This window comes from Mesorhizobium sp. P3_A8, assembly GCF_056402995.1.
Genome location: NZ_JBFUGI010000010.1, coordinates 1 through 21,859, shown reverse-complemented (window position 1 = coordinate 21,859; position 21,859 = coordinate 1). Strand labels below are relative to the sequence as shown.

Genomic DNA, 21,859 nt, shown 5'->3' with positions numbered 1-21,859 from the left:
TGAGGGGCGGCCGTCTGGCCGCGCCCAAACAGTGCTCATAGGTCGACCTAGCGCCCTTGCGCCTTCAGCCGCGCATCAAGCCTCGGATAGACCTTGCGGGCATTGCCTTCGAACACGGCGTGCCGTTCGGCCTCATCGAGCGAAAGCGCGTCGATGTAGCGCCGCGTGTCGTCGAAGTCGAAGCCGGTCTCCGGGTCGATGGCCTTGACCGCTCCAAGCAACTCGGAGCCGAACAGAATGTTGGCCGGACCAACGACGCGAAACAGCGTGTCGATGCCTGGCTGATGGTAGACGCAGCTGTCGAAGTAGACGTTGCGCAGCAGGTGCGCGCCCAGTTCAGGCCGGCCCAACATCATCGCCAGGCCACGATAGCGGCCCCAGTGATAGGGCGCCGCACCGCCGCCATGCGGGATGATCAGCTTGAGATCGGGAAACGCGCTGAACAGGTCGCCCTGGATCAGCTGCATGAACACTGCGGTATCGGCATTGATGTAGTGCGCGCCGGTCGTATGCAGGCACAAGCTGCAGGAGCCGGAGACATGGATCATGGCCGGCACCTGCAGCTCGACTAGTTTTTCGAAGAGCGGGTACCAGTAGCGGTCGTGGATCGGCGGCGCCGACCAGAAGCCGCCGGACGGATCAGGATTGAGGTTGCAGCCGACGAAGCCAAGTTCGACGACGCAGCGCTCGATCTCGGCAAGGACCGGCTTCAGGTCGCCGCTCATCGATTGCGGCAGCTGGCATACGCCGGCAAAGTTGGCCGGGAACATGTCGACGATGCGGGCGATCAGATCATTGGAGATGCGCGACCATTCGGCATTGTTCTCCGCGCTGCCGATATGATGGCCCATGCCTGAAGCACGCGGCGACAGGATGGTCAGGTCCGAGCCGCGCTCGCGCTGCAGGCGCAACTGGTTCTGTTCGACCGTTGCCTTCAGCACGTCGTCTGCAATGCGGGGATAGGCAGGCCTCAAGTCGCGCGTGCCCTCGACGAACTCGACCTGCGCCTTGCGAAAGGCATGATGGTCCTGCGGTTCGCTCGTGTAGTGGCCGTGGCAGTCGATGATCATTTCGGTTCTCTTCGCGACGCGATCCGGCAAGCGGCGGATGCCGAGATCCGCCGCCGCCGATTGTTGCGCCTATGGTTCGAGCACGTAGTTGGTGAAGCCGCCGTCACCGGAGGCGACGCCGTTGATAGCCTCGTTGATCCGCTCGAGCGGATACGTCCTGGCCTCCAGCACCGAGAGATCGATCGTGCCGGAGCGGACCATGTCGGCGATCTCCATGCCCTCGGCCGTGGTCAGCCAGGCCGAGCCGATCAGCTCCATCGAATTGTCCATCCACCATTTGGTGTTGAACAGCATGTCGCTGCCGGTGCCGCCGATGTTGACGATGCGGCCGCCGCGTTTGACGCCCATCATGGCATCCTTCATGGCATTGACGTCGGCGACCGCGCCGAGGCAGTCGAGCATGAAGTCGGCGCCGAGACCACCGGTCTGCGAGCGGACCCAGTCGGCGACCTTGCCGTCCTGGTTGGAGAAGGTCTGGATCCGGTTCGGGGCAAGCTGCTTCAGCCGCTCGAGCAGGGGCTTGCCGCGTGCCACCGCGTAGATCGTCGAGACGCCCATGGCGAGCGCGAAGAGGGTGGCGCCGACGCCCAGCGTGCCCGTCGCGCCATTGATGATCAGCGACTTGCCGGTCGGTATGCCGAACTTCTTGATCGCGGAATAGGACGTGCCGAGGTACCCCATGCGGGCGGCCTGCGGAAAGGTCATGTTGTCGGGAATCTTGACGATCGCATTCTGCGGCGCGCACATGAACTGGGCGAAACCGCCTTCCGGATAGCGCTTGTAGATTTCGAGGCTTTTCTCGTTGAAGCCGAAATAGCCGTTGAAGGTGAAGTACTCGCACTTCGCCTGATGGCCGCTGACGCAGGCATGGCAGGCGCCGCAGGAACGCAGCGGATTGACGTAGACGCGGTCGCCAGGCTTGATCGCCACGACTTGGTTGCCGACCTGATGCACGATGCCCGCGGGGTCGAGGCCGAAGATCGCGGGCTTTGTCGGCAGCGGCTGATGTGGGTACCAGGTTTCCCAGTTGTTCAGCACGTTCGCGAGGTTGGGCACCATCCCGCAGGCCTTGACCTCGACGACCACATCCGTGCCGGACGCCACCGGTTTCGCCACCTCCTCGACACGCATCGGCTCGTTCACGGCATGTAGCCGTGCCGCCCGCATCATGATCGTCATCGTCTGTTCCTCCCAATATGTCGGTTCCCGGAGATGCCGCATTGACATTCCAACTGGATTGCAGATACCGTACAGTATCTGGATTGGATGACGCAAGAGCCGATTTCCACTGACGAAAGCATTTGCAGGAGATCTCGGCGTATGCCGTGCCGGTTGCGGCCCGGCGATGAACGCTTTCGCCGCGCGAACTTCGCTCGCTGAATGAACGTGGCGCCATCCAGGCAACAAGGACAGATGAAAGGGCATCGAAGGCCCGTTCGGCGTCCTACACGGAGGGATGAGTGCCGGAGTTTACGCTAACGCCAATCGATCTTCTGCGCATTCTGTGCGGGCTCTGGTTCCTTCCGCATCTCGTCGGAAAGATCAGGAACTTCGAAAAGGCGACGAAGACGTTCGAGGCCGCGGGACTGAAGCCAGGAAAGCCTTTCATCGTGCTGACCATAGGGCTGGAGTTTCTCGCCGCCGTTGGAATGGTGTTCAACATTCATCCGCGATGGGCGGCGGCGTGCGGCGTGGCTGTCTTGCTGGGGGCGGCCTATGCGGTGGTGCGCATCAATGGGCCACGCTGGCGCTGGCAGCTGATGGGCCCCGAATACCCGATTTTCTGGGCGCTTGCCTGTATTGTTTCGGCCTTCTAACCTTCGGCCGATTCGGATACCAGAGGTATCCCGATAGTGGACTGGAAGGACTAAAAGATGGCGCGACTGACACGCGAACAGAGCCAGGCTCTGACCCGCGAGAAGCTTTTGCTGTCGGCGAGCGAGGTCGTGGCGCGCGACGGTTATTCCGGCGCGACCATCGAACGCATCGCGGAAGAGGCCGGATATTCGAAGGGCGCCTTCTATTCGAACTTTGCCACCAAGGAAGAGATTTTCCTTCAACTGCTTGAGCGCCATGCCGGCGGCGACGTGGTCGAACTCACCGGCCTGCTCGACGGTTACGATGACCCGAAAGAGATCATCGACGCGATGTGCAATTGGGCCAACCAGCGCGCGAAGGACAAGCGGTGGGGAACGCTTGCCATCGACCTGCTGCGGATCGCCCGCCGGGACAACACGCTAGAAGAGCGGCATCTGCGCTTGTTCAAGGACCAGTGGGTGGGCCTGGGCAAATTGCTGTCCGGAAAGCTTTTCCCGTACGGTGGTTCCGATATCGAACCACTCTATGTCGGCGGCGTCGTTCTCGAACTCATCTATGGCGGCCTGTCCAGCTTCATGAAGGACGATTCGCCGGGTGAGATGGTGAGGGCCACGCTCACCTCGATGCACGAAGCCCATCTCTACAGGCACTTGAAGCAGCCAGCCCGCAAATAAGGCCGCTTCCAACACGCACCGGTCAGTCTTGGCTCGCAGCCGAGGCCGTCCAGGCGCACGACGCAAGCACCGTCATTGGGTTGGTGCCGCCACCAGCATCATCTGAAGTTGACACACGAGCTGCTCGGCCTCCCTTGTGCCGGCGGCTGTACCGAAGACCACATGGTCGGGACGCACCAGGGCGGCGCGCGCGCCCTTCGCGGTCAGCCAGTTGACGAGAACGCGGTCCTCTTCCATCAGCAGCGAAGGGTAGGATTTCTCCTGCGCCACGCGATGCACGGCAATGCCCACCTCCCGCGCCTTGTCCAGGAGGGTAGGAGAGGGGTCCATGTCGCCGGCGATGAGAAGCTGGAATCCTGGCGGCGACGCATCGTCGAGCCGCATCCGGCCGAAAGGCCCGATAACCCAGGGTTGAGGACATGGCTCACCGGCGCCAGGGCTCGGCGAGCCGTCGATGTTGCTGGCGACAAGTCCGTGACGGATGGGCGGAAAGAGGTTCTGCCGGATCTGAACACCCTGGCCCGCGCGCATGGCTGCGGCCATCTCGGCATCACGCGCCTGCGCCTTGTCCGGATCCAGCTCGCAGATGAACTGTCCAAGCCGCTTGGTGATGTCGATGACTTCGCGCATGAACGGCCTGCGCTCGGCCTGGTAGGTGTCGAGCAAGTGCTCCGATCCGCCGCCGATCACATGGGCCAGCTTCCATGCAAGATTGGCTGCATCCTTGATGCCTTGCACCATTCCCTGCGCGAGAAACGGCGGGGTCATGTGGCAGGCATCGCCGGCGAGAAAGACATTACCCACGCGCCACTGCTCCGCAACGAGGGCGTGGAAGTTGTAGGTCGCCGAGCGCCACAGCCTGGCCTGTTCCGGCCGAAGCCAGGGCGAAAGCAATTGCCAGATCCGTTCCGGGCGGTTGATCTCCGCCGGATTTTCGCCCGGCAGGATCATGAACTCCCAGCGGCGTAGCTGATCAGGCCCACACACGTAGGTGTGCGGTCTCGCGGGATCGCAGAACTGGACGTTGGTCTCCGGCAATGGCGCCTGCTGGTCCTCCAATATCATGTCGACCACGAGCCAGGGTTCGTCGAAGTCGAGGTCCTCAAGCGCGACGCCGAGCCCGCGCCGGATGAAGCTGTTCGCGCCGTCGCAACCGACGACATAGCGCGGGTCGCGCGTTGTGCGCTCACCGCTCGCCTTGTCGTGCAGCTTAAGGACCGGTCTTTCGGGATTCTCAAGGCCGACGAGTTCCGTTCCGGTGCGAAGCGTCAGATTGGCGAACCTCTTGCCATTGGCGCGCAGGGCCTGTTCAAGCTGCGGCTGCAGGAAGGTCTGGTAGGGCGGCCAGGCAAGCGGGTAGGGTTCGGAAGGGGACTCGAACCGGCGCAACAAGGTCCCGTCGGCGGACCTATATTCCGATGGACGATAGTGCCCCGTCGCTGCGGCCACGGCGTCGGCCGCGCCGATGTTCTGGAAGACCCGCATCACCTCATGGTCCATGCCGATCGCGCGAGGCAGGGCATAGACGTCGTCCGCGGCGTCTATGCCTTCCACCCCGACGCCTGCTGCCGCAAGAAGATTGCACAAGGTGATGCCGACCGGTCCGAGCCCGACCACCACGACGTCCGCCTCATCATGCGCCATCAGTGATACTCCCGTCCTCTCTGGCCGGCACGGTGCGAACTGCCGCGCGGCATCACTGCAGGAAAGTCGGCACCGAGAGCCCCAGCCGAACGGCTACATCGGTGAGGTTCCTGGCCGTGCCCTTGGCCAGCGGGATGCCGTTGGCGGTACGCTCCCGCCTGGTCTGGAAGCCACGTTCGCCAGGCAGTTTCACGCCATCGGAGCCGCCTGCCGGATCAAGCGCATGGATCGCGCCGGCGAGGCTTTCCACCGAGGTGAGAAAGGATGAGCTGTCGCCGAAGGCCGCCGGATTGATGGCAAGCATGAGGCCATTGAAGCCGCCTTTCTTTTCGCCGCGCAGGAACGGCGCGATGACCGCATTGCCCATCAGCACGCTCGACAGAATTTCGATCATCAGCGACAGGCCGGATCCCTTCGGTCCGGCCATCGGCAGGATGGCGGCCACGGCATGTGGATCCTGTGTTTCGACGCCGTTGCCGTCGATGGCCCAGCCTTTGGGGATCGGGTTGCCCGAATCCTTGGCCGCCATGATCTTGCCGAGCGCGACGGCGGCGGTCGACATGTCGAGCACGATCGGATCGGCGCCGCCCGGCCGTGGAACGGCGATCGACAGGGGGTTCGTCGACAGGGCCTCGCCCTTGGCGCCGAAGTAGCTCATGAGCGGCCTCGACGCGGTCATGGCGATGCCGATGAGGCCGCGGCCGGCCAGTTGGGTGGTGAAGTAGCCGATTGCGCCGGCATGCGATATGGCGCGGGCGCCGCACCAGCCGATGCCGAATACTTCGGCCAGATCGCCGGCCTTGCCCGCCGCGTGCATCATGGCGCCGGCGCCCGGCGCCTTGGCGTAGTCGAAGACGCAGGTCGCCCCGAACTCCCGGATCAGCGTCGGCTGCTGACCAGAGCACACGACGGCGGTCTTGATCATCTCGATGTAGCGCGGGATCCTGAGAACACCGTGCGAATCCGTGCCACGCATATTGGCCCACACCAGCAGCCGCGCGGTCTGTGTCGCCTCGTCCGGCGTATAGCCGGCAGCATGCAGGAGCGCTGCGGCAAAATCGGTCAGTTCGGTTTCCTGGGCGACGGGCATGCCTGATGTCTCCTGGTCTGGCCGCATCGACCTCAAGCGACCGGCGTTGCCGGGAAGAATTTGTCGAGCCAGCCCTTGATCATCACCTTGGTGCGCGGCGCGTCCTCAGGGGCGAGCGGGAAATGGGCGGTGCCCGTGATCAGCATCAGTTCGGCCGGCTGCCCGGCCTTTTCGAACAGGCGGATGGATTGCTCGGTCGGCGTGATGATGTCGTCGGCGGTGTGGAAGAACAGGGCCGGCCGCGGTGCTATATTGGCCACCACGTCATCCGCCCTGAAGTTCATCATGCTCCATGCCGTCTCGGTCGGGATTTCCATGATCGCCTTGGGCGACAGGTTCTTGCGCAGTTTTTCCGGGATCGGCACGGCGTCGAAGCGCGAGATCCACAGGCTCTCGCCCGTCGCGCGCTTGTGCTCGCGCCCCTTCTCGAGCAAGCCCATGAAACGCTCCCAGGCCTCCGGCGTGGGATGCTGGCCGCGGAACTTCCGCTCGCCGTGGCCCCAGCCGCATGAGGAGATGACGCAGGCGAACCGCTCATCGATCCCGGCTGTGTAGACTGACACCGCGGCGCCGAAGCTGTGGCCGGTGATGCCAATTCGCTTCGGGTCGATCTCGGGGCGCTTGGCGAGGAAGGTGAGCGCGTTCTTTGCGTCGGCGACCTGATCGAAGCAGCGCACCTGGGCGCGCTCGCCCTCGCTCTCGCCGCAGCAGCGGAAGTCGAAGCGCAGCGCGGCATAGCCGAACGCTTCCATCATCTCCGCCTGGATCTGGGCGTGCGACTCGTCCTTGGAGCCGACGAAACCGTGGCAGACGATGAACGCCGGCAGCTTCTGTCCAGGACGGTGGCTGTCGGGAATGTGCAGAATCGCCGACAGTTTCAGGCCGTCGGATTCGAACGTCAGTTTTTCCTGCATGGCAATCTCCTATCGAAGCAGCGCCCACACCCTGGGTTGAGCTGCTTCGCCTTGCTTCCTTGTACGGTCTGCCGAAGCGCGGCCCGCCGCCGCACCTTCCTGGTCAGTCGATCCTGGCGAACGGAAAATGGTGCTCGCGCCAGTCCTGGGGGGCGGGAGACCCCCAGACATTCATCTGGCGGACGTTTCCTGGGCGCTCCAAATTGGTGATGACGTTCGGCACGAAGTGGGCGTCGTCGGCAACGGTGTGCATGGCGCCGGAGCACTCGACCATGGCTCCGCTGGCGTCCAGATAGTAGGCGTAGGTGTTGTCGCCCGGACGGTGGCGGCCCGGCCCCCAGAGGAGCTGGCGGTCGAACCCGTCGAGAATGTCGCCGAGCCGGCAGTAGTCGCTGAAGTGGCTGAATTCGAAGGAATAGTGGTGAAGCCCGACCGGGCCCTTAGCCAAACCCAGGATGTGATGCTGGCGGTTGCCGCCATGCATCCAGCTCAGCGCTTCGTTGACCATGCGCTCGGTGAGCTGCATGCCGCAGATTTCGGAGAGTTGCCGCCTGGTAACGACCGGGTCGGGTGTGATGAGATTGATGTGGTCAAGCCGCCGCGGCTTGATACCGTTGGTTGGGAAGCGCGGATTGTACATGTCGTCGCGCGCCGGGGTGTGAACCTCGAAGCGCAGTCCTTCCGGCGTTGCGAAGGTCACGCCGGCATCGCAACAGGCCAGGCTGGGTTCGCGCGAGAGGATCCGGCAGCCGGCACCGTCGACGCGCGAGGCGGCTTCCGCGACGGCCTCGGCGGTCAGCGCTTCGAGCCCGATCGTATGGCAGGAATTCTCATCGGATTGGAGCAGAACGAGTTCGGCCTTGCGGCCGTTCGAGCTCAGCCATGTCTCGCCCGCCGTCTGCTTGGTGATCCGCAGCCCGAGAATCTCCGTCGAGTCGTGGATCACGGCCCCGACGTCACGGACATTCAGCTTTATGTGACCGACCCCAAATACCAGGTGCATCACTATCCTCCTCTTGCGGTCGCAGCGTGGCCCTGGCGATCTCCTTAGAGCAAACTCAATCCGACGGCAATAATTTTCGAAAAAAAGATATTATTACGAAATATTAGAGGTGGCTGTCTGAACGGACTGTGTTTCGCAGCGTTCCAATCCCGTGGATCTCGATCTCGACCTCGTCGCCGGGGAAAAGGAACTCCGGCGGATTGCGGCTGGCGCCGAAACCCGAGGGGGTGCCGGTAACGATGACGTCGCCAGGGTCGAGCGGGGCGAACGTCGAGATGTAGGAGATCAGCCAGGGGATGTCGAAGATCATGCGATCGATCGCGATCGACTGCTTGGTGACGCCGTTGACCCGGCTCTCCAGAAGGAGCCGCGCCGGGTCCGGGATCTCGCGCGTGCAGACCATCCAGGGGCCGAACGCGCCGCTGTGGTAGAAGTTCTTGCCTGGCGTGAACTGGCTCGAGTGTTTCTGCCAATCGCGCACGCTCCCCTCGTTGAAGCATGCGTAGCCGGCGACACATGCCATCGCTTCGGCGCGCGCGATCTTGTGGGCGCGGCGCCCGACGATCACCGCCAGTTCGCCCTCGAAATCCAGCTTTTCGGAAATCGCCGGCTTCAGGATCGCGCCTCCATGGCCGATCTGTGCTTGCGCGTGGCGCATGAACAGCAGGGGAAACTGCGGCGCCGGCTTGCCATCCTCGTGGAAGTTGGTGGCGACGCAGAAGATCTTGCCCGGGTTGGGTATCGGAGGGAGCAGGCTGACTTCGGCCAGCCGCAGGGTTTCGAAATCGCCCTTGTCGGGCGCGATGTCGGGAAAGCGGCTGCCGAGATGGGCTTTGAGATCCAGCGGCGCGCCGGGAACGGAATCCAGGCGCAGGATCGTTTCGCCGTCGACGATTCCATAGCCGGCACCGGAGTGGTCAACGAAGGAAGCGAATTTCAAAGGCTCACCCATTCAAGACGTGCCATGAAGGCAGGCACCTCTGCAGCGGAGTAAATCGGATTTTCGAAAATATGCAAGTCGTTGGAAGGCGGCGGCAAAGCGAACCGATTTCAGACCGAAATGGCCTGATCGCTGGTTGAGCATGGTGCCGATTTCCACCTGTCACAACAAAGTTACGAAAAAATATTGATATTTCGAAAAAAGTGTGCGACCACCGATCTGGCCTCGGGAGGAGGCCCAGGTGCGCGCCGAAAAGTTCGGCATGCACTGGTTCGAGCGAACGGGAGGTATCGACGTGACAGCAATTCCGCAGACGATGAAGGCGGCGCGCATGCACGAGATCGGCGGCCAGCTGAGGATCGAGGAAGTGCCGGTCCCGAAGCTTGGGTCGATGGACGTGCTCGTTCGCGTCAGGTCGTGCGGCATCGTGCCGAACCTCGCCAACATCCTGGCGATGTGGCCGACCTGGTTTCCCCACATGCCGCAGCCGCCGCTGCCGGCGATCTTCGGCCTCGACCCGACCGGCGAGATCGCCACGGTCGGCAGCCAGGTCCACGGTTTGAAGCCTGGCGATCGCGTCTACGTCAATCCGGGGCGCTCCTGCGGCTCTTGCCGTCATTGCCGGCGCGGTGACATGATTTCCTGCCGCCACTACGCCTTCCAGGGCTATTTCGGCTTTAGCCACGACGCGCTGCAGACATTCGAAGACTACCCGGTCGGCGGCATTTCCGAGTACATGGCCGCGCCGGCATCGGCGATCGTCGCGCTTCCAGACAACATGACCTTCGATCAGGCGGCGCGGCTCGGCTACATGGGCACAGGCTATTCCGCTCTGAAGAAGGCGCAGGTCGGCCCTGGCGACACGATCCTCGTCAATGGCATTTCCGGCACGCTCGGCATATCGATCGCGGTGTTCGGTCCGTCCTTCGGGGTCAAGAAGATTCTCGGCACCGGTCGCGACAGGAAGCTGCTGAAGGAGATCGAGGCGCTGGCGCCTGGCATCATCGAGACGCATTCGCTGGACGACGGATCGCCCGACGAATGGGCCCGTTCCAGGACGGCGCATGGCGAAGGGGTCGACGCCTTCATCGACTGCAACGGTCCCGGTACCCCGCAAGAGCCTTTCCTGGCGGGTCTCAGGGCACTGCGCCGTGGCGGTGTCGCCGTCGACATCGGCGCCGTGATGGGTGCGGTTCCCATTGACGTGCACATGATGATGGACCGCAACCAGCGTCTTATCGGTTCGGCATGGCTGACGACATCCGAGGGCCAGGAAATGGCTGACCTCGTCGGGATCGGCAAGGTCAGCTTCGACCTCCTGGAAACCCATGCAACGCCCATGAGCAAGGTCAATGAGGCCATTTCGGGTATCGCCCAGCGCCATGGCGGGTTCTCGAATTTTGTGATCCATCCGTAATTGCATACGTAGTAGTATGTTGATACCGGATGGTATCCATGTTATTTGGGAGGTTCAAGACATGAACATTCGCCGCATCGTCACAGGAAAGAACGCCGCAGGAAAATCGGTATTCATCAGCGACGGCGCCTCGCCGCGCGAGATGGCGCTGCGGCACACGCCCGGCTTCGTTTCCTCCCCGCAGTGGAAGGTCGACGGGACGCCGGATCTGGCCAAACGCGACGGCGTCGATCCGATGGCGAGCGAGGGCACGATGCTGGCTTCGGTCGGGGGCTCGGTGTTCTGGATGATCACCTTTCCGCCGGACAGCGTGATGATGTCGCCCGACTGGAAACCCGAACTGGCGGGTCCGGAGCATGTGAAGGCCGCGCCCGGCATCGCCGAGTGCTTCGAGATGGACAGCCCCGGCATGCACCAGACGCCGACGGTCGACTATGTGACCGTCGTCAAGGGCCGGCTTGTGCTCGAGCTTGATGACGGCAAGACCGTTGAGCTGAAGCAGGGCGATACGGTGGTGCAGCAGGGCGCGCGTCATGCCTGGCGCAATCCCTTCGACGAGCCGGTGACGATCTCGGTCGTCATGCTTGGCGCGACGACGGCATAGCCGCGTCGCACGCATCGCCCACCGGCCCTCCGTTGGGCGGCGTCGACGTTTTCTCTCTCTCCGGGCCTACTGTCGGTCCGGTACGTGGTCGCCCCTTACTGCCTCGTGCACGTCCCCGTCGCCGAGGTTCTTCTCAGCGACCTCAGCCAGGATCTGGCGGGCCCAGCGGTGCAGACCGGAGTGGTGCGTGCGCTCGGTCCAATAAATGTCGACCTGGATGAAGACGTCCATCGGGAAAGGGCGGAGCGCGAGTCTGTCCGACAGGCGACGCGCCAGCCGATACGGAATCGTCGCCACCAGCTCCGACCCGGGAATAAGCCGCTCCAATATGTCGTGGCTCGACACGGTGACCTCCGGCTGCATCTCGATGCCCTTTGCGCGCAACGCGGCGAAATAGAGGGCTTCCCAGCGTCCGTTATGCGTGACCGCGACATGCCGCGAGGCGCAGTAGCGGTCGAGCGTCAGCGTTCCCTGCGCCAGCGGGTGCGCCGGGTCCATGACGCAGGCGTAGTGATCGGTGAACAGTTTCCTGCGGTAGTAGATGTCGCCGAGGATCGCGACCGGTCCAAGCACGATGTCGCATGTGTTCTGCTTCAACTGCTGCTTGCCGTCGACAGCGGATTCGAAGATGTGGATCGTCGCTTTCGGCGCCTCCTTCTGCGCCCGGCGCACGAAGTCGGGAATGACGAACATGCGCTCGTGGTGGTTACAGGACACCGTCACGCTTCCTTCGGCCGTGGTTGGGTCAAAACCCGTCGGCGAAGACAGCGCGGCCATCTGCTCAAGGATGCCGCGCGCCTGCTGGGCGAGCTGATCGCCCTTGTCGGTTGCCACGATCGAATTGCCCTGACGGACGAACAGCGGATCGTTGAAGGCCTTTCGCAGCCGTTTGATGGCGTAGCTAATGGTGGACTGGTTGACGCCAAGAAGCTGGGAGGCATCGGAAAACGAGGCGCGGTCCTGGACGGCAACAAGCGTCTGCAAGGCCGCGAGGTCTACACTGGCAAGCTCGTCGGGCAGCATGGCCGTTCTCCTCCATGCAAATTTTCGATGACCTCTATCTAACTCATCGCATTGCTGAATACACGTCGATTTCGTACCTCGTTCCCCCAACAGGGAGGAAACCATGTACGAAGCCGTGAAAGTGGTCGACGACGTCTCTTTCGAAGACCTGCTTGCCAATCCGTATCCAGTCTTCAAGCGCGTCCGCGACCTCGGACCGGTCGTCAAGGTCGAGGCGGCCAACATCATGATGGTCACGCGCTTCGACGACGTCATGGCCATCGAACGCGACCCCGATACGTTTTCCTCCATCAATCCGCAGTCGCTGCTCAACACGGTGATCGGGCCGAACCTGATGCGCAAGGACGGCGACGATCATGCCCGCGAAAGGGCCGCGATGGATCCGAGCCTGCGTCCCGGCGTCGTCAAGCGCTGCTGGGCCGACCCCATGCGGGCCATTTGCGACGACGTCATTTCGCAGATCGAGCACAAGGGTGAGGCCGAGCTCTTCGAGGAACTCGCCGCGCCGATCGCGGCGCACGCGCTGGCCGACATATTGGGTTTCGACGGCGTCGACTGGCGCACGATGGCGCTGTGGTCGCAGTCGCTCATCGACGGTTCCGGCAACTACTCGCACAACGCGGAAATCGCGCTCAAGGCGAAGGAGGCAGCCAGCGGCGTCGAGAGCGCCGTCGACAGGATGCTGCCCCATCATCGGGCCAATCCAAATCCTTCGATGCTGTCTTCGATGCTCCAGGCCGATCCTGCGCAGACGGTCGAGCAGATATACGCCAACATCAAGGTCGCGATCGGCGGCGGATTGAACGAGACCCGCGATTCGATCCTGACGCTGATCCTTGGCCTGCTGCAGAACCCGGATCAGCTCGCGCGCGTTCGTGCCGAGCCTTCGCTCTGGGGGCAGGCCTTCGAAGAAGCGGTGCGCTGGATCTCGCCGATCGGCATGTATCCGCGCCGCTTGACCCGCGATGTCGAGATATCTGGCACGCTGGTCCACAAGGGCGAGCAGGTCGGTCTGTGCGTCGGCGCCGCCAACCACGACGACCGCCGTTTCAGCGATCCGGAAAAGTTCGATGTCTTCCGGGAGAAGAAGTCCCACCTGGCGTTCGGCGCCGGATCGCATTTCTGCGCCGGCACCTGGGTGTCGCGCGCGCTGGTGAGCCAGCTCGCCGTACCGATGGTGTTCGAGCGGCTGCGCAATCTCCGGCTCAAGGACCAGGAACTCGTCCGCGTCCGGGGCTGGGTGTTTCGTGGCCCCACGCACATGCCTGTTGTCTGGGACGCTTGAGGGAGAGAGCCATGCCAACGATCAGATTCATGCTCGCGAACGGCGCCGAGCTCGCCGTAGAGGCCCAGAACGGCCGCAGCTTGATGGAAACCGCGCTTGAACACAGCGTTCCGGGCATCATCGCCGAATGCAACGGCTCGGCGGCCTGCGCCACATGCCATGTCGTGCTTCCCGAGGAAATCCTGCTGGCGCTCGGACCCATCAGCGAACATGAAAACGACATGCTGGACTTCGCCGAAGCGCCGCGCGAATCCGGAAGCCGGCTGAGTTGCCAGATCAAGGTCAGCGATGCGCTGGACAATATTTCTGTCCGCATTCCGGCCGCCTAGCGGTTGAGGCCGATCATGTCCCTTGACGCCGATCATCCCGCCGCGGCCGTGCCCGGCAACGAAAGCAGCATAATCATCGTCGGTGCCGGCCAGGCCGGCCTGTCCACGGCCGAAAAGCTGCGGGCAAACGGCTTCGCGGGATCGATCACCCTGATCGGCGAGGAGCCCGATGCTCCTTACCAGCGTCCGCCGCTGTCGAAGGCTTATCTTCTCGGCGAACTCGAGCGCGACCGGCTGAAGCTGAAAGCGGAGGACTGGTACGCAAAGAACCGGATCGCGTTGCGATTGGGAACGCGCATCGCATCCATCGACCGTTCGCGGCGGTGCGTGTGTCTGGCCGATGGCGCCGTGCTCGACTACGATCGTCTCGTGCTCGCAACCGGCGCGACCGCCCGAAAATTGCCGCAGGCGATTTCGCGCGGTCTTGCGGGCATCTTCACCATACGAACGCTCGCCGACATCGATGCATTGCGGCCGACGCTCGAAAAGCACGGCAAGCTCCTTGTCATCGGCGGCGGATATATCGGGCTCGAGATCGCTGCCGTCGCGCGTGGGCTCGGCATGACGGTAGCTGTGGTGGAAGCCGCCGATCGCCCGCTCGCGCGGGTGGCCTCGGCGCAAACAGCCACAGCGGTCGAGGCGCTCCACCGCTCCAGGGGCGTGGCGTTTCATCTCGGCAAAGCGGTGAGTGAGTTGCTGGGCACGGACCGGGTCGTCGGCGCCAGGCTCGGCGACGGCACGATCATCGCCGCCGACGTCGTCGTGGCGGGGATCGGTGGCATGCCGCAAACGACGCTGGCGGCCGAGGCGGGTCTCGCCATCGACAACGGCGTCGCCGCCGACGCCCACGGGCGCACGGACGACCCGTTGATCTGGGCCGCCGGAGATTGCGCCAATTTTTCCTTGCCCGGAGGCGGGCTGCGGATGGAGAGCGTCGGCAACGCGATCGACAGCGCCGACCTGGTCGCCCGCAACATCATGGGCGCGCGCCAGCCCTACAGGCCGAAGCCGTGGTTCTGGTCGGATCAGTTCGATCTCAAGCTGCAGATCGCCGGCCTGTCCCGGCTGGACGATACGGTGGTTGTCAGGCAGGGGGCAGGAGCGGGACGGTCGCACTGGTACTACCGCGAAGGGCAACTCGTCGCGGTCGATGGGCTGAATGCGCCGCGCGACTATCTGATCGGCAAGCGCCTCCTTGCCATGTCGGCGAGCCCCGATCCCGCTCAGATCGCGGATCCGGCGCTGGCACTCGAGGCCCTGGCGAATGTCTCGAAATGAGGCCGGCCCGACAAAGCTCCACATTTCCGTATTGCCTGACGGACGAAGCAGGGACGCAGAGCGTACCGGCAGGCTTTTGGTATTGACATTCCATGTCGTATCCGAATACTACTTGGTATCTTAATGATGTGAGGCGGAAGCGGGTTGGACGGGCGCAACTGTCGTGCTCCGGCCAAGTCCCTTGAGCCGGGTAGGGAATATCGTCACTCGGAAAAAATAACGAAAATACCAGATATTACGAAATTAGATGGATCATCAGAGGAAAATGGCCTAAGCAATTTCGTTAGGGAGGATCGGGCGATCAACTCGTCTCGCGAGCCGCGAGGCGAGGGAGCGCCCACTGCAACCAGAACTGGGAGGAATTTCGATGTTGCGACGCAGTTTCAACGTACTCATGCTTTCGGCGGCCCTGGCGGCCGGCACGTTCAGCGCGGCCTTTGCGCAGGACCCGGTCAGGATCGGCGTGAGCGCCTCCAAGACCGGGCCGCTTGCCGGCGGCGCGTCAGGCGTGCTTTGGCCGAACATCAAGCTGTGGGCCGAGAAGGTGAACAAGGCCGGTGGCCTCAAGGTCGGCGATCAAATGCGGCCGATCGAGATCGTCGAATATGACGACAAATCGTCACCGGAAGAGGCGGTCAAGAACATCCAGCGTCTCGCCACCCAGGACAAGGTCGACCTGATCATCCCGCCCTATTCGACAGGCCTCAATCTCGCGACCGCTCCGCTGATCGCGAAGTATGGCTACCCGCAGATCGTCTCCACCGGCAATGCCAACGATCTCGACCAATTCGTCAAGCGCTGGCCGAACACGTTCTGGCTGCTCGGTCCGGCGCAAGGCATCGCCGACGGCATCGTCGGCACGCTCAAGGATCTGCACGACGCCGGCAGGATCGGCAACAAGGTCGCGGTGGTCAACGTCTCCGATGCGTTTGGCCTCGAGATGATCAAGACCGGCAAACCCGCGCTGAAGCAGGCCGGTTTCGATATCGTCTACGAGAGCTCGTATCCGCTCGGGAACCAGGACATGGCGCCTGTCATCGCCAGCGCCAAGGCGGCCAATCCCGATGCCTTCATTGCCTACTCGTACCCGCCGGACAGCTTCGCTCTCACCGAGCAGGCGCAGTTGCAGAAGTTCGATACCAAGGCGTTCTTCGTGAGCGTCGGCGGCAATCTCGACGCGTACGGAAAGCGCTTTGGCGCTGCTGCCAACGGCATTCTGATCATGGGCGGCGTCAATGCGAGCGATCCGGTCTTCCAGGCCTATCGCAAGGAGCATCTCGCGGTGACAGGTCAGGAAGCAGATTGGTGGGCGAGCCCGGTGGCCTATGCCAGCCTGGAGATCCTGCAGCAGGCGGTCGAGCATGTCGGCAGTCTGGACAAGAAGGCGATCAACAAGGACATCCAGTCGGGCACCTTCAAGACCGTCATCGGCGATGTCCACTTCGAGAACAACATCAACAACAACAACTGGACGGTAGGGCAGTGGAGCGATGGCGTCGTGCATGGCGTCAGGGCGACCGGCAACCTCCAGGGCGCACAGCCGCCAGTGCTGAAGCCCGCCTGGCCCAGCAACTGATCCGATGTTCCCGGCGGCCTGGCGTCCTCGTGATGCCGGGCCGATGACTGCGAGAGTACAATGCTCATCCTGCTGACAGGCCTGCTCCTAGGGGGCACCTATACGCTCATCGCGCTCGGGCTCACGCTCCAGTACGGCGTGGCGCGGATCATGAACCTTGCCAACGGCGAGACGCTCGTTGCTGCGTGCTTCGTCACCTTCTGGCTGTATACCGGCTTCGGGATCAATCCGCTTCTTGGCCTGCTGTTGATCGGGCCCGGCGCCTTCGTCATCAACTGGCTGATATACACAAGGCTGATGCAGCCCCTGGTGAAGCGGGCCAAGAACCGCGGCATGCTCGAGGTCGATTCCATCCTGGCGACTTTCGGACTGCTGTTCCTGTTCCAGGGGGTGATGCTGCAGGTCTTCGGCGGGTCCTACTTCAACTATGAGTTCCTCGCCCAGCCATTCTCGATCATGGGCGACTCATTCGGCCTGAACCGCGTCGTGGCTTTTGTCGCCGCGGCCGTCATCGCCGCGGCTCTCTACATCTTCCTCTACCACACCGATCGCGGCACCGCCGTTCGCGCCGTCGCCGTCGATCCGCGCGCGGCGCGGCTTGTGGCAATCGATGTGCGCAAGACAGCGGCCTTTGCCTTTGCGCTCGGAGGAGCGATCACGGCCTGCGCCGGGACGTTGCTGTCGACCTTTTACACGTTCGACGCCTCGATGGGCGTGTTCTTCACCATGAAGGCGCTGATTATCGTGATCATGGGCGGTGTCGGCGACATTCGCGGCGCGGTTCTCGCTGCCCTCGTCCTTGGCCTGACCGAGACCCTCGTCGCCAGCCTGCTGGATCCGGGGCTGACGCTGGCGGCCAATTACGCCCTGTTCATCCTCGTTCTGCTGTTCCGGCCGCAGGGCATGTTCGGAAAGCGGCCAGCGTGATGAACATCCCGCGCAATGAACTTCTGGCTCTCAGCGCCGGGCTTGCCAGCGCGGCTGTGCTGGCATTTCTACCCCTGGTCACCGAGGGGTTCTGGTTGTCGCTCAGCGTGAACATCATGCTCTATGCGGCCATATGCACGGCCTGGGCGCTGTTTTCCGGGCCGACCCACCTGGTCTCGCTCGCAAGTGCCGCCTTCTTCGGGGTCGGAACCTATTCGGTCGCGATCTTCATCGACGTGCTGCCGTTCCCGGCTCTTATCCTGATAGCGGTCGCGGCCGGAGCCATGCTGGCCGTACTGGTTGGATTGGCGACCCTCAAGCTCTCGGGCGTCTATTTCGTCATCTTCACCCTCGGCCTTGCCCAACTCATGGGCCAGATCGTGACCTGGGTGCAGACCAATTTCGGCGGCGCGATCGGGCTCTACGTCTTCACTGATTTCACCGAGGCGGATCTCTACTGGATGCTGCTTGCACTGACCGTGATCGTGTTCGTGACAGGATGGCTCATCAACAGGTCCCGGCTGGGCCTGGCCTTGCGCATCATCGGCAATGACGAGGCCGTGGCGCGCCATGTCGGAGTCGATACCGCTCGCGCCAGGATCATCCTGTTCGCGGTCTCGGGAGCGTTCATTGCCGTGGCCGGCGCGATCATGGCGCCCCGCTACAGCTACATCACACCGGATGCGGCGTTCAATCCGATGACGTCCTTCCTCGTGGTCATCATGGCGCTGCTCGGCGGCACGCGCCGCCTTTGGGGACCCCTGGTCGGCGTTATTCCTTTCACCGTGGTGATGGACTTCATCTCGGGCCACTTCCCGAACCAGACTGCGGTGATCATGGGACTCGCGTTTCTGGCGATCGTCTATGTGCTCCCCGACGGCGTAACCGGCCAGTTGGAAACCCTGTTCCGCCGCCGCCGCTCCATCGACAAAAGCCTGCTGGCAACGACCGCCGAGGAGGGCAGATGAGCGTTCCTCTCCTGACCGTCAATCGGGTGCGCAAGGCCTTCGGCGGCCTCGTCGCCGTCAACGACGTGAGTTTCGAAGTCGCCAAGGGCGAACTGTTGGGACTGATCGGTCCGAACGGCTCGGGCAAGACGACGATGCTCAACCTCATATCGGGGGCGCTGTCGCCGACATCGGGTAACATCCTCCTTTCCGGACAGCCCATCGCCGGACTGGCGGCCCACAAGATCGCCCGCATTGGCGTCGCCCGGACCTTCCAGCTGGTACGCGTTCTGCCGTCCATGAGCGCGGTAGAGAACGTCGTCGCCGGCGCCGTCTTCGGGCACAACAGGCTCTGGGGCAGCGAGGCGCTGACGCTTGCCCGCGATCTGCTGGAGCGGGTCGGGTTGAAGGGTCGCGAGGAGGTTCCCGTCGCCGCCATGACCTACATCGACCAGAAGAGGATCGAACTCGCCCGTGCACTTGCGGGAAACCCTCATGTCCTGTTGCTCGACGAATGGCTCGCCGGCCTCAACCCGAGCGAGTTGAGGGTCGGTATAGAACTCATCCGCGAGATCAGCGCACAGGGTCGGACGATCATCATGGTCGAGCATGTGATGGATGCCATACGCTCGCTTTGCCAGCGCTGCGTGGTCATGAATTCCGGTACGAAGATCGCCGACGGTAAGTCGGCCAGCGTCCTGGCCGACCCGGAGGTTGTCCGCGCCTATCTGGGAGATGACGATGCTTGAGGTGTCCAATCTCGGCGTCCGCTACGGGCGGCACGTCGCGCTAGAAGGTGTTTCCGCGCGCGTTTCCAAGGGCGAGATCTGTGTCATCCTGGGCGCCAATGGCGCCGGAAAGTCCAGCTTCCTCGGCGCCGTCGCCGGGCTTGTCGGGACGGAGCCCGGCACCAGCATCGTCATGAACGGCAAGGATGTCACGAAACTCGACGCCCATCTGATGGTGGAGGAGGGGATCGCGCTGGTTCCGGAAGGCCGAGGCATCTTTGGTGAACTCACCGTGGCGGAGAATTTGCGGCTTGGAAGCCATGCCAGGCGCGCGAAAGCCGATGCGGGAAAGATGCTTGATTTCGTCTACGGCCTGTTCCCCCGGCTCGCCGAACGCCCTCGCCAATTGGCGCAGACCATGTCGGGCGGCGAACAGCAGATGGTCGCGATCGGCAGGGCGCTGATGTCGAAACCGGACATCCTGATGCTGGACGAGCCCTCGCTCGGACTGTCGCCGCTGCTGTCCAAGGAATTATTCAAATCACTCGCCATCATCGCCCGCGAAGGCTTCGGCATCCTGCTTGTCGAGCAGAATGCGCGGCTGAGCCTCAAGACCGCTGATCGCGGCTACCTGATCGAGACCGGAAGGATCGTCGGCGAGGACACGGCGCCAAATCTGCTCAACGACCCAAAGGTGATGAGCGCCTATCTCGGCGTCTCCGCCACGACGGCCGCGCATTAGCGCGCTGCCACACTCCAGAACATAAATCTGGTCCAGGAATGAGGATGCTCCATGCGCTTGCTCGAAACCGAGATCGTCATCGACGCACCGCCACAGACCGTGTGGGCCGTGCTGGACGATCTCGAGCGCTACGGCGAATGGAACCCGGCCTTGCCGGCGCTGCGCGGACGGACGACGGTTGGACAGCGCGTCGTCGGTACGCTGCGCCAGCCCAACGTTCCCGAGCGCGAGGTCACGCCGACGATCACCCGCATCGTGGGAGCGCGGGAACTGCGCTGGCTGAGCCAGGCGCCTGGCGGCGTGTTCAGCGCGGAGCACATCTTCATCCTGGAGCCGACCGGGAATGGCGGCACGCGGGTGCGCCACAACGAGATCTTCAATGGTCCGATGGCTGACGAACGCTGGCCCAGCATCGATACCAATTTGCGAACGGCCTATAATGACCTGAACAGCGCGCTGAAGGCGCGGGCCGAGGCGCTGCGCGGCGAGACCGCCGTGCTGCACCCGGCTGTCGGGCGAACGTTTTCGGCTTCGCCGGTCGGAGCATTCACGGCGCGCTGCAGATGTGCCAGCGAGCCGGTGGAGATCGCGATGTACCAGGCGGTGGCGCACAACCATCTGTGCGGCTGTTCGAAATGCTGGAAGCCTGCCGGTGCCGTCTTCGCGCAGATCGCGGTCGTGCCGGCGGGCTGCGTCGAGGTCAAGGCGCATGGCGACAAGCTCGAGGCCGTGGACGCCACGCAGAAGATCGAACGCCACCGCTGCAAATCCTGTGGGACGCATATGGTCGGCAAGGTGTCCGATCCGGATCACCATTTCTACGGCCTCGAATTCGTGCATCCCGAACTGGCGACGGATAAGCACCAGCCGAAGATCGAGTTCGCGGCCTTTGTGTCTTCGCTCGTCGAGACTGGGACGCCGGCGACCAGCATGGCCAGCGTGCGCGGTACCCTGGCCCAGGCCGGGATTCCCGCCCACGACGCGTTCTCGCCGGAACTGATGGACATCATCGCCTGGCACAAGGTGAAGCTCGCGCAAGCGGTTGGCTAGCGGCCATCATGCCGCGAGCCGTTAAGAACCGCCCTGTCGACGGCAGGCCGGTATCGAAAATAATTGGAGAGCACGCATGAAAACCCGCGCCGCTGTCGCTGTCGCCGCCGGAAAGCCGTTGGAGATCATGGAGGTCGACCTCGACGGTCCGCGCGAAGGCGAGGTGCTGGTCGAGATCAAGGCGACCGGTATCTGCCACACCGACGAATTCACCCTGTCGGGCGCCGATCCCGAAGGCCTGTTCCCGGCCATCCTCGGCCATGAAGGCGCCGGCATCGTCGTCGATGTCGGCAAGGGCGTCACCTCGGTCAAGAAGGGTGACCATGTCATCCCGCTCTACACGCCGGAATGCCGACAGTGCCCGTCCTGCCTGTCGAGAAAAACCAATCTGTGCACCGCCATCCGTGCCACGCAGGGGCAAGGGTTGATGCCTGACGGCTCGTCGCGCTTCTCGATCGGCAAGGACAAGATCTTCCACTATATGGGCTGCTCGACCTTCTCGAACTTCACCGTGCTGCCCGAGATCGCGCTGGCCAAGGTCAACCCGGACGCACCCTTCGACAAGATCTGCTACATCGGCTGCGGCGTCACCACCGGCATCGGTGCGGTCATCAACACCGCCAAGGTCGAGCAAGGCGCCACGGCTGTCGTCTTCGGCCTCGGTGGCATCGGCTTGAATGTCATCCAGGGCCTGAAGCTGGCCGGCGCCGACATGATCATCGGCGTCGATCTCAACAACGACAAGAAGGAATGGGGCGAGCGGTTCGGCATGACGCATTTCGTCAATCCGAAGGAGATCG

Annotated in this window: 22 protein-coding genes; 14 read left to right on the top strand and 8 right to left on the bottom strand. The window is 63.2% G+C overall.

Annotation, left to right across the window (positions count from 1 at the left end):
• Positions 1-47: 47 nt before the first annotated feature.
• A complete protein-coding gene (locus AC1DX4_RS22685; protein ID WP_477222414.1) occupies positions 48-1,070 on the bottom strand; it encodes an amidohydrolase family protein in 1,023 nt (340 codons plus the stop codon).
• A gap of 69 nt (positions 1,071-1,139) precedes the next feature.
• Positions 1,140-2,249: an alcohol dehydrogenase catalytic domain-containing protein gene (locus AC1DX4_RS22680; RefSeq protein WP_477222413.1), complete on the bottom strand. Its 1,110-nt coding sequence runs from the start codon at positions 2,247-2,249 to the stop codon at positions 1,140-1,142.
• Between the two features lie 281 nt (positions 2,250-2,530).
• Here AC1DX4_RS22680 and AC1DX4_RS22675 point away from each other — a divergent pair, with 281 nt between their 5' ends.
• Both AC1DX4_RS22675 and AC1DX4_RS22670 read left to right on the top strand, forming a co-directional pair.
• Complete coding sequence (locus AC1DX4_RS22675) at positions 2,531-2,887, top strand: DoxX family protein (protein ID WP_477222412.1); 357 nt, start codon at positions 2,531-2,533, stop codon at positions 2,885-2,887.
• A 57-nt stretch (positions 2,888-2,944) separates the two neighbouring features.
• The gene (locus AC1DX4_RS22670) at positions 2,945-3,562 is read left to right on the top strand and encodes a TetR/AcrR family transcriptional regulator (protein ID WP_477222411.1); all 618 of its coding nucleotides are present in this window, start codon (positions 2,945-2,947) and stop codon (positions 3,560-3,562) included.
• A 72-nt stretch (positions 3,563-3,634) separates the two neighbouring features.
• On the opposite strand, the gene AC1DX4_RS22665 is transcribed toward AC1DX4_RS22670, so the two are convergent.
• The 5 genes from AC1DX4_RS22665 to AC1DX4_RS22645 all read right to left on the bottom strand — a co-directional run bounded on the left by AC1DX4_RS22665 (position 3,635) and on the right by AC1DX4_RS22645 (position 9,165).
• Positions 3,635-5,206, bottom strand: a complete 1,572-nt coding sequence (locus AC1DX4_RS22665) for a bifunctional 3-(3-hydroxy-phenyl)propionate/3-hydroxycinnamic acid hydroxylase (protein ID WP_477222410.1) — start codon at positions 5,204-5,206, stop codon at positions 3,635-3,637.
• Between the two features lie 52 nt (positions 5,207-5,258).
• Positions 5,259-6,296, bottom strand: coding sequence for an Ldh family oxidoreductase (locus tag AC1DX4_RS22660; RefSeq protein ID WP_477222409.1), 1,038 nt, complete (start codon positions 6,294-6,296; stop codon positions 5,259-5,261).
• Positions 6,297-6,328: 32 nt separating this feature from the next.
• Positions 6,329-7,210 carry an alpha/beta hydrolase gene (locus tag AC1DX4_RS22655; RefSeq protein ID WP_477222408.1) on the bottom strand — a complete coding sequence of 294 codons (882 nt, stop codon included), beginning with the start codon at positions 7,208-7,210 and terminating at the stop codon, positions 6,329-6,331.
• Between the two features lie 103 nt (positions 7,211-7,313).
• Complete coding sequence (locus AC1DX4_RS22650) at positions 7,314-8,213, bottom strand: VOC family protein (RefSeq protein ID WP_477222407.1); 900 nt, start codon at positions 8,211-8,213, stop codon at positions 7,314-7,316.
• A gap of 103 nt (positions 8,214-8,316) precedes the next feature.
• Positions 8,317-9,165, bottom strand: a complete 849-nt coding sequence (locus AC1DX4_RS22645) for a fumarylacetoacetate hydrolase family protein (protein WP_477222406.1) — start codon at positions 9,163-9,165, stop codon at positions 8,317-8,319.
• 250 nt (positions 9,166-9,415) lie between these two features.
• Between AC1DX4_RS22645 and AC1DX4_RS22640 the strand changes: the two genes are divergently transcribed.
• A complete protein-coding gene (locus tag AC1DX4_RS22640; protein ID WP_477222649.1) occupies positions 9,416-10,570 on the top strand; it encodes an alcohol dehydrogenase catalytic domain-containing protein in 1,155 nt (384 codons plus the stop codon).
• Between the two features lie 61 nt (positions 10,571-10,631).
• The gene (locus AC1DX4_RS22635; protein WP_477222405.1) at positions 10,632-11,174 is read left to right on the top strand and encodes a cupin domain-containing protein; all 543 of its coding nucleotides are present in this window, start codon (positions 10,632-10,634) and stop codon (positions 11,172-11,174) included.
• A 66-nt stretch (positions 11,175-11,240) separates the two neighbouring features.
• Here the strand turns inward: AC1DX4_RS22635 and AC1DX4_RS22630 are convergent, their stop codons facing one another.
• Complete coding sequence (locus AC1DX4_RS22630) at positions 11,241-12,197, bottom strand: LysR family transcriptional regulator (protein WP_477222404.1); 957 nt, start codon at positions 12,195-12,197, stop codon at positions 11,241-11,243.
• Positions 12,198-12,300: 103 nt separating this feature from the next.
• On the opposite strand from AC1DX4_RS22630, the gene AC1DX4_RS22625 reads away from it, so the two are divergent.
• From AC1DX4_RS22625 to AC1DX4_RS22580, 10 genes are all read left to right on the top strand, one after another.
• Positions 12,301-13,482, top strand: coding sequence for a cytochrome P450 (locus AC1DX4_RS22625; RefSeq protein WP_477222403.1), 1,182 nt, complete (start codon positions 12,301-12,303; stop codon positions 13,480-13,482).
• A 29-nt stretch (positions 13,483-13,511) separates the two neighbouring features.
• Positions 13,512-13,811: a 2Fe-2S iron-sulfur cluster-binding protein gene (locus AC1DX4_RS22620; RefSeq protein WP_477222402.1), complete on the top strand. Its 300-nt coding sequence runs from the start codon at positions 13,512-13,514 to the stop codon at positions 13,809-13,811.
• Positions 13,812-13,826: 15 nt separating this feature from the next.
• Positions 13,827-15,089, top strand: a complete 1,263-nt coding sequence (locus tag AC1DX4_RS22615; RefSeq protein ID WP_477222401.1) for an NAD(P)/FAD-dependent oxidoreductase — start codon at positions 13,827-13,829, stop codon at positions 15,087-15,089.
• A gap of 367 nt (positions 15,090-15,456) precedes the next feature.
• Positions 15,457-16,665 carry an amino acid ABC transporter substrate-binding protein gene (locus tag AC1DX4_RS22610; RefSeq protein ID WP_477222400.1) on the top strand — a complete coding sequence of 403 codons (1,209 nt, stop codon included), beginning with the start codon at positions 15,457-15,459 and terminating at the stop codon, positions 16,663-16,665.
• Positions 16,666-16,725: 60 nt separating this feature from the next.
• Positions 16,726-17,592 carry a branched-chain amino acid ABC transporter permease gene (locus tag AC1DX4_RS22605; protein WP_477222399.1) on the top strand — a complete coding sequence of 289 codons (867 nt, stop codon included), beginning with the start codon at positions 16,726-16,728 and terminating at the stop codon, positions 17,590-17,592.
• A complete protein-coding gene (locus AC1DX4_RS22600) occupies positions 17,592-18,560 on the top strand; it encodes a branched-chain amino acid ABC transporter permease (RefSeq protein ID WP_477222648.1) in 969 nt (322 codons plus the stop codon). The genes AC1DX4_RS22605 and AC1DX4_RS22600 overlap by 1 nt, the downstream gene beginning before the upstream one ends.
• The gene (locus AC1DX4_RS22595) at positions 18,557-19,288 is read left to right on the top strand and encodes an ABC transporter ATP-binding protein (RefSeq protein ID WP_477222398.1); all 732 of its coding nucleotides are present in this window, start codon (positions 18,557-18,559) and stop codon (positions 19,286-19,288) included. The genes AC1DX4_RS22600 and AC1DX4_RS22595 overlap by 4 nt, the downstream gene beginning before the upstream one ends.
• Complete coding sequence (locus AC1DX4_RS22590) at positions 19,281-20,009, top strand: ABC transporter ATP-binding protein (protein ID WP_477222397.1); 729 nt, start codon at positions 19,281-19,283, stop codon at positions 20,007-20,009. Before AC1DX4_RS22595 ends, AC1DX4_RS22590 begins: the two co-directional genes overlap by 8 nt.
• A gap of 51 nt (positions 20,010-20,060) precedes the next feature.
• Complete coding sequence (locus AC1DX4_RS22585; RefSeq protein ID WP_477222396.1) at positions 20,061-21,059, top strand: SRPBCC family protein; 999 nt, start codon at positions 20,061-20,063, stop codon at positions 21,057-21,059.
• Positions 21,060-21,135: 76 nt separating this feature from the next.
• Positions 21,136-21,859: alcohol dehydrogenase catalytic domain-containing protein (locus tag AC1DX4_RS22580; protein ID WP_477222395.1), on the top strand; the 724-nt coding region annotated here is incomplete at its 3' end.

Excerpts from the sequence above, each read along its gene's own strand:
- AC1DX4_RS22625 (WP_477222403.1), top strand. The coding sequence starts at position 12,301 with ATGTACGAAGCCGTGAAAGTGGTCGACGACGTCTCTTTCGAAGACCTG.
- AC1DX4_RS22680 (WP_477222413.1), bottom strand. The coding sequence starts at position 2,249 with ATGACGATCATGATGCGGGCGGCACGGCTACATGCCGTGAACGAGCCG.
- AC1DX4_RS22635 (WP_477222405.1), top strand. The coding sequence starts at position 10,632 with ATGAACATTCGCCGCATCGTCACAGGAAAGAACGCCGCAGGAAAATCG.
- AC1DX4_RS22630 (WP_477222404.1), bottom strand. The coding sequence starts at position 12,197 with ATGCTGCCCGACGAGCTTGCCAGTGTAGACCTCGCGGCCTTGCAGACG.
- AC1DX4_RS22595 (WP_477222398.1), top strand. The coding sequence starts at position 18,557 with ATGAGCGTTCCTCTCCTGACCGTCAATCGGGTGCGCAAGGCCTTCGGC.
- AC1DX4_RS22600 (WP_477222648.1), top strand. The coding sequence starts at position 17,592 with ATGAACATCCCGCGCAATGAACTTCTGGCTCTCAGCGCCGGGCTTGCC.
- AC1DX4_RS22620 (WP_477222402.1), top strand. The coding sequence starts at position 13,512 with ATGCTCGCGAACGGCGCCGAGCTCGCCGTAGAGGCCCAGAACGGCCGC.
- AC1DX4_RS22615 (WP_477222401.1), top strand. The coding sequence starts at position 13,827 with ATGTCCCTTGACGCCGATCATCCCGCCGCGGCCGTGCCCGGCAACGAA.
- AC1DX4_RS22660 (WP_477222409.1), bottom strand. The coding sequence starts at position 6,296 with ATGCCCGTCGCCCAGGAAACCGAACTGACCGATTTTGCCGCAGCGCTC.
- AC1DX4_RS22640 (WP_477222649.1), top strand. The coding sequence starts at position 9,416 with ATGCACTGGTTCGAGCGAACGGGAGGTATCGACGTGACAGCAATTCCG.
- AC1DX4_RS22590 (WP_477222397.1), top strand. The coding sequence starts at position 19,281 with ATGCTTGAGGTGTCCAATCTCGGCGTCCGCTACGGGCGGCACGTCGCG.
- AC1DX4_RS22670 (WP_477222411.1), top strand. The coding sequence starts at position 2,945 with ATGGCGCGACTGACACGCGAACAGAGCCAGGCTCTGACCCGCGAGAAG.
- AC1DX4_RS22650 (WP_477222407.1), bottom strand. The coding sequence starts at position 8,213 with ATGCACCTGGTATTTGGGGTCGGTCACATAAAGCTGAATGTCCGTGAC.
- AC1DX4_RS22585 (WP_477222396.1), top strand. The coding sequence starts at position 20,061 with ATGCGCTTGCTCGAAACCGAGATCGTCATCGACGCACCGCCACAGACC.
- AC1DX4_RS22665 (WP_477222410.1), bottom strand. The coding sequence starts at position 5,206 with ATGGCGCATGATGAGGCGGACGTCGTGGTGGTCGGGCTCGGACCGGTC.
- AC1DX4_RS22610 (WP_477222400.1), top strand. The coding sequence starts at position 15,457 with ATGTTGCGACGCAGTTTCAACGTACTCATGCTTTCGGCGGCCCTGGCG.
- AC1DX4_RS22645 (WP_477222406.1), bottom strand. The coding sequence starts at position 9,165 with ATGGGTGAGCCTTTGAAATTCGCTTCCTTCGTTGACCACTCCGGTGCC.
- AC1DX4_RS22655 (WP_477222408.1), bottom strand. The coding sequence starts at position 7,210 with ATGCAGGAAAAACTGACGTTCGAATCCGACGGCCTGAAACTGTCGGCG.
- AC1DX4_RS22605 (WP_477222399.1), top strand. The coding sequence starts at position 16,726 with ATGCTCATCCTGCTGACAGGCCTGCTCCTAGGGGGCACCTATACGCTC.
- AC1DX4_RS22685 (WP_477222414.1), bottom strand. The coding sequence starts at position 1,070 with ATGATCATCGACTGCCACGGCCACTACACGAGCGAACCGCAGGACCAT.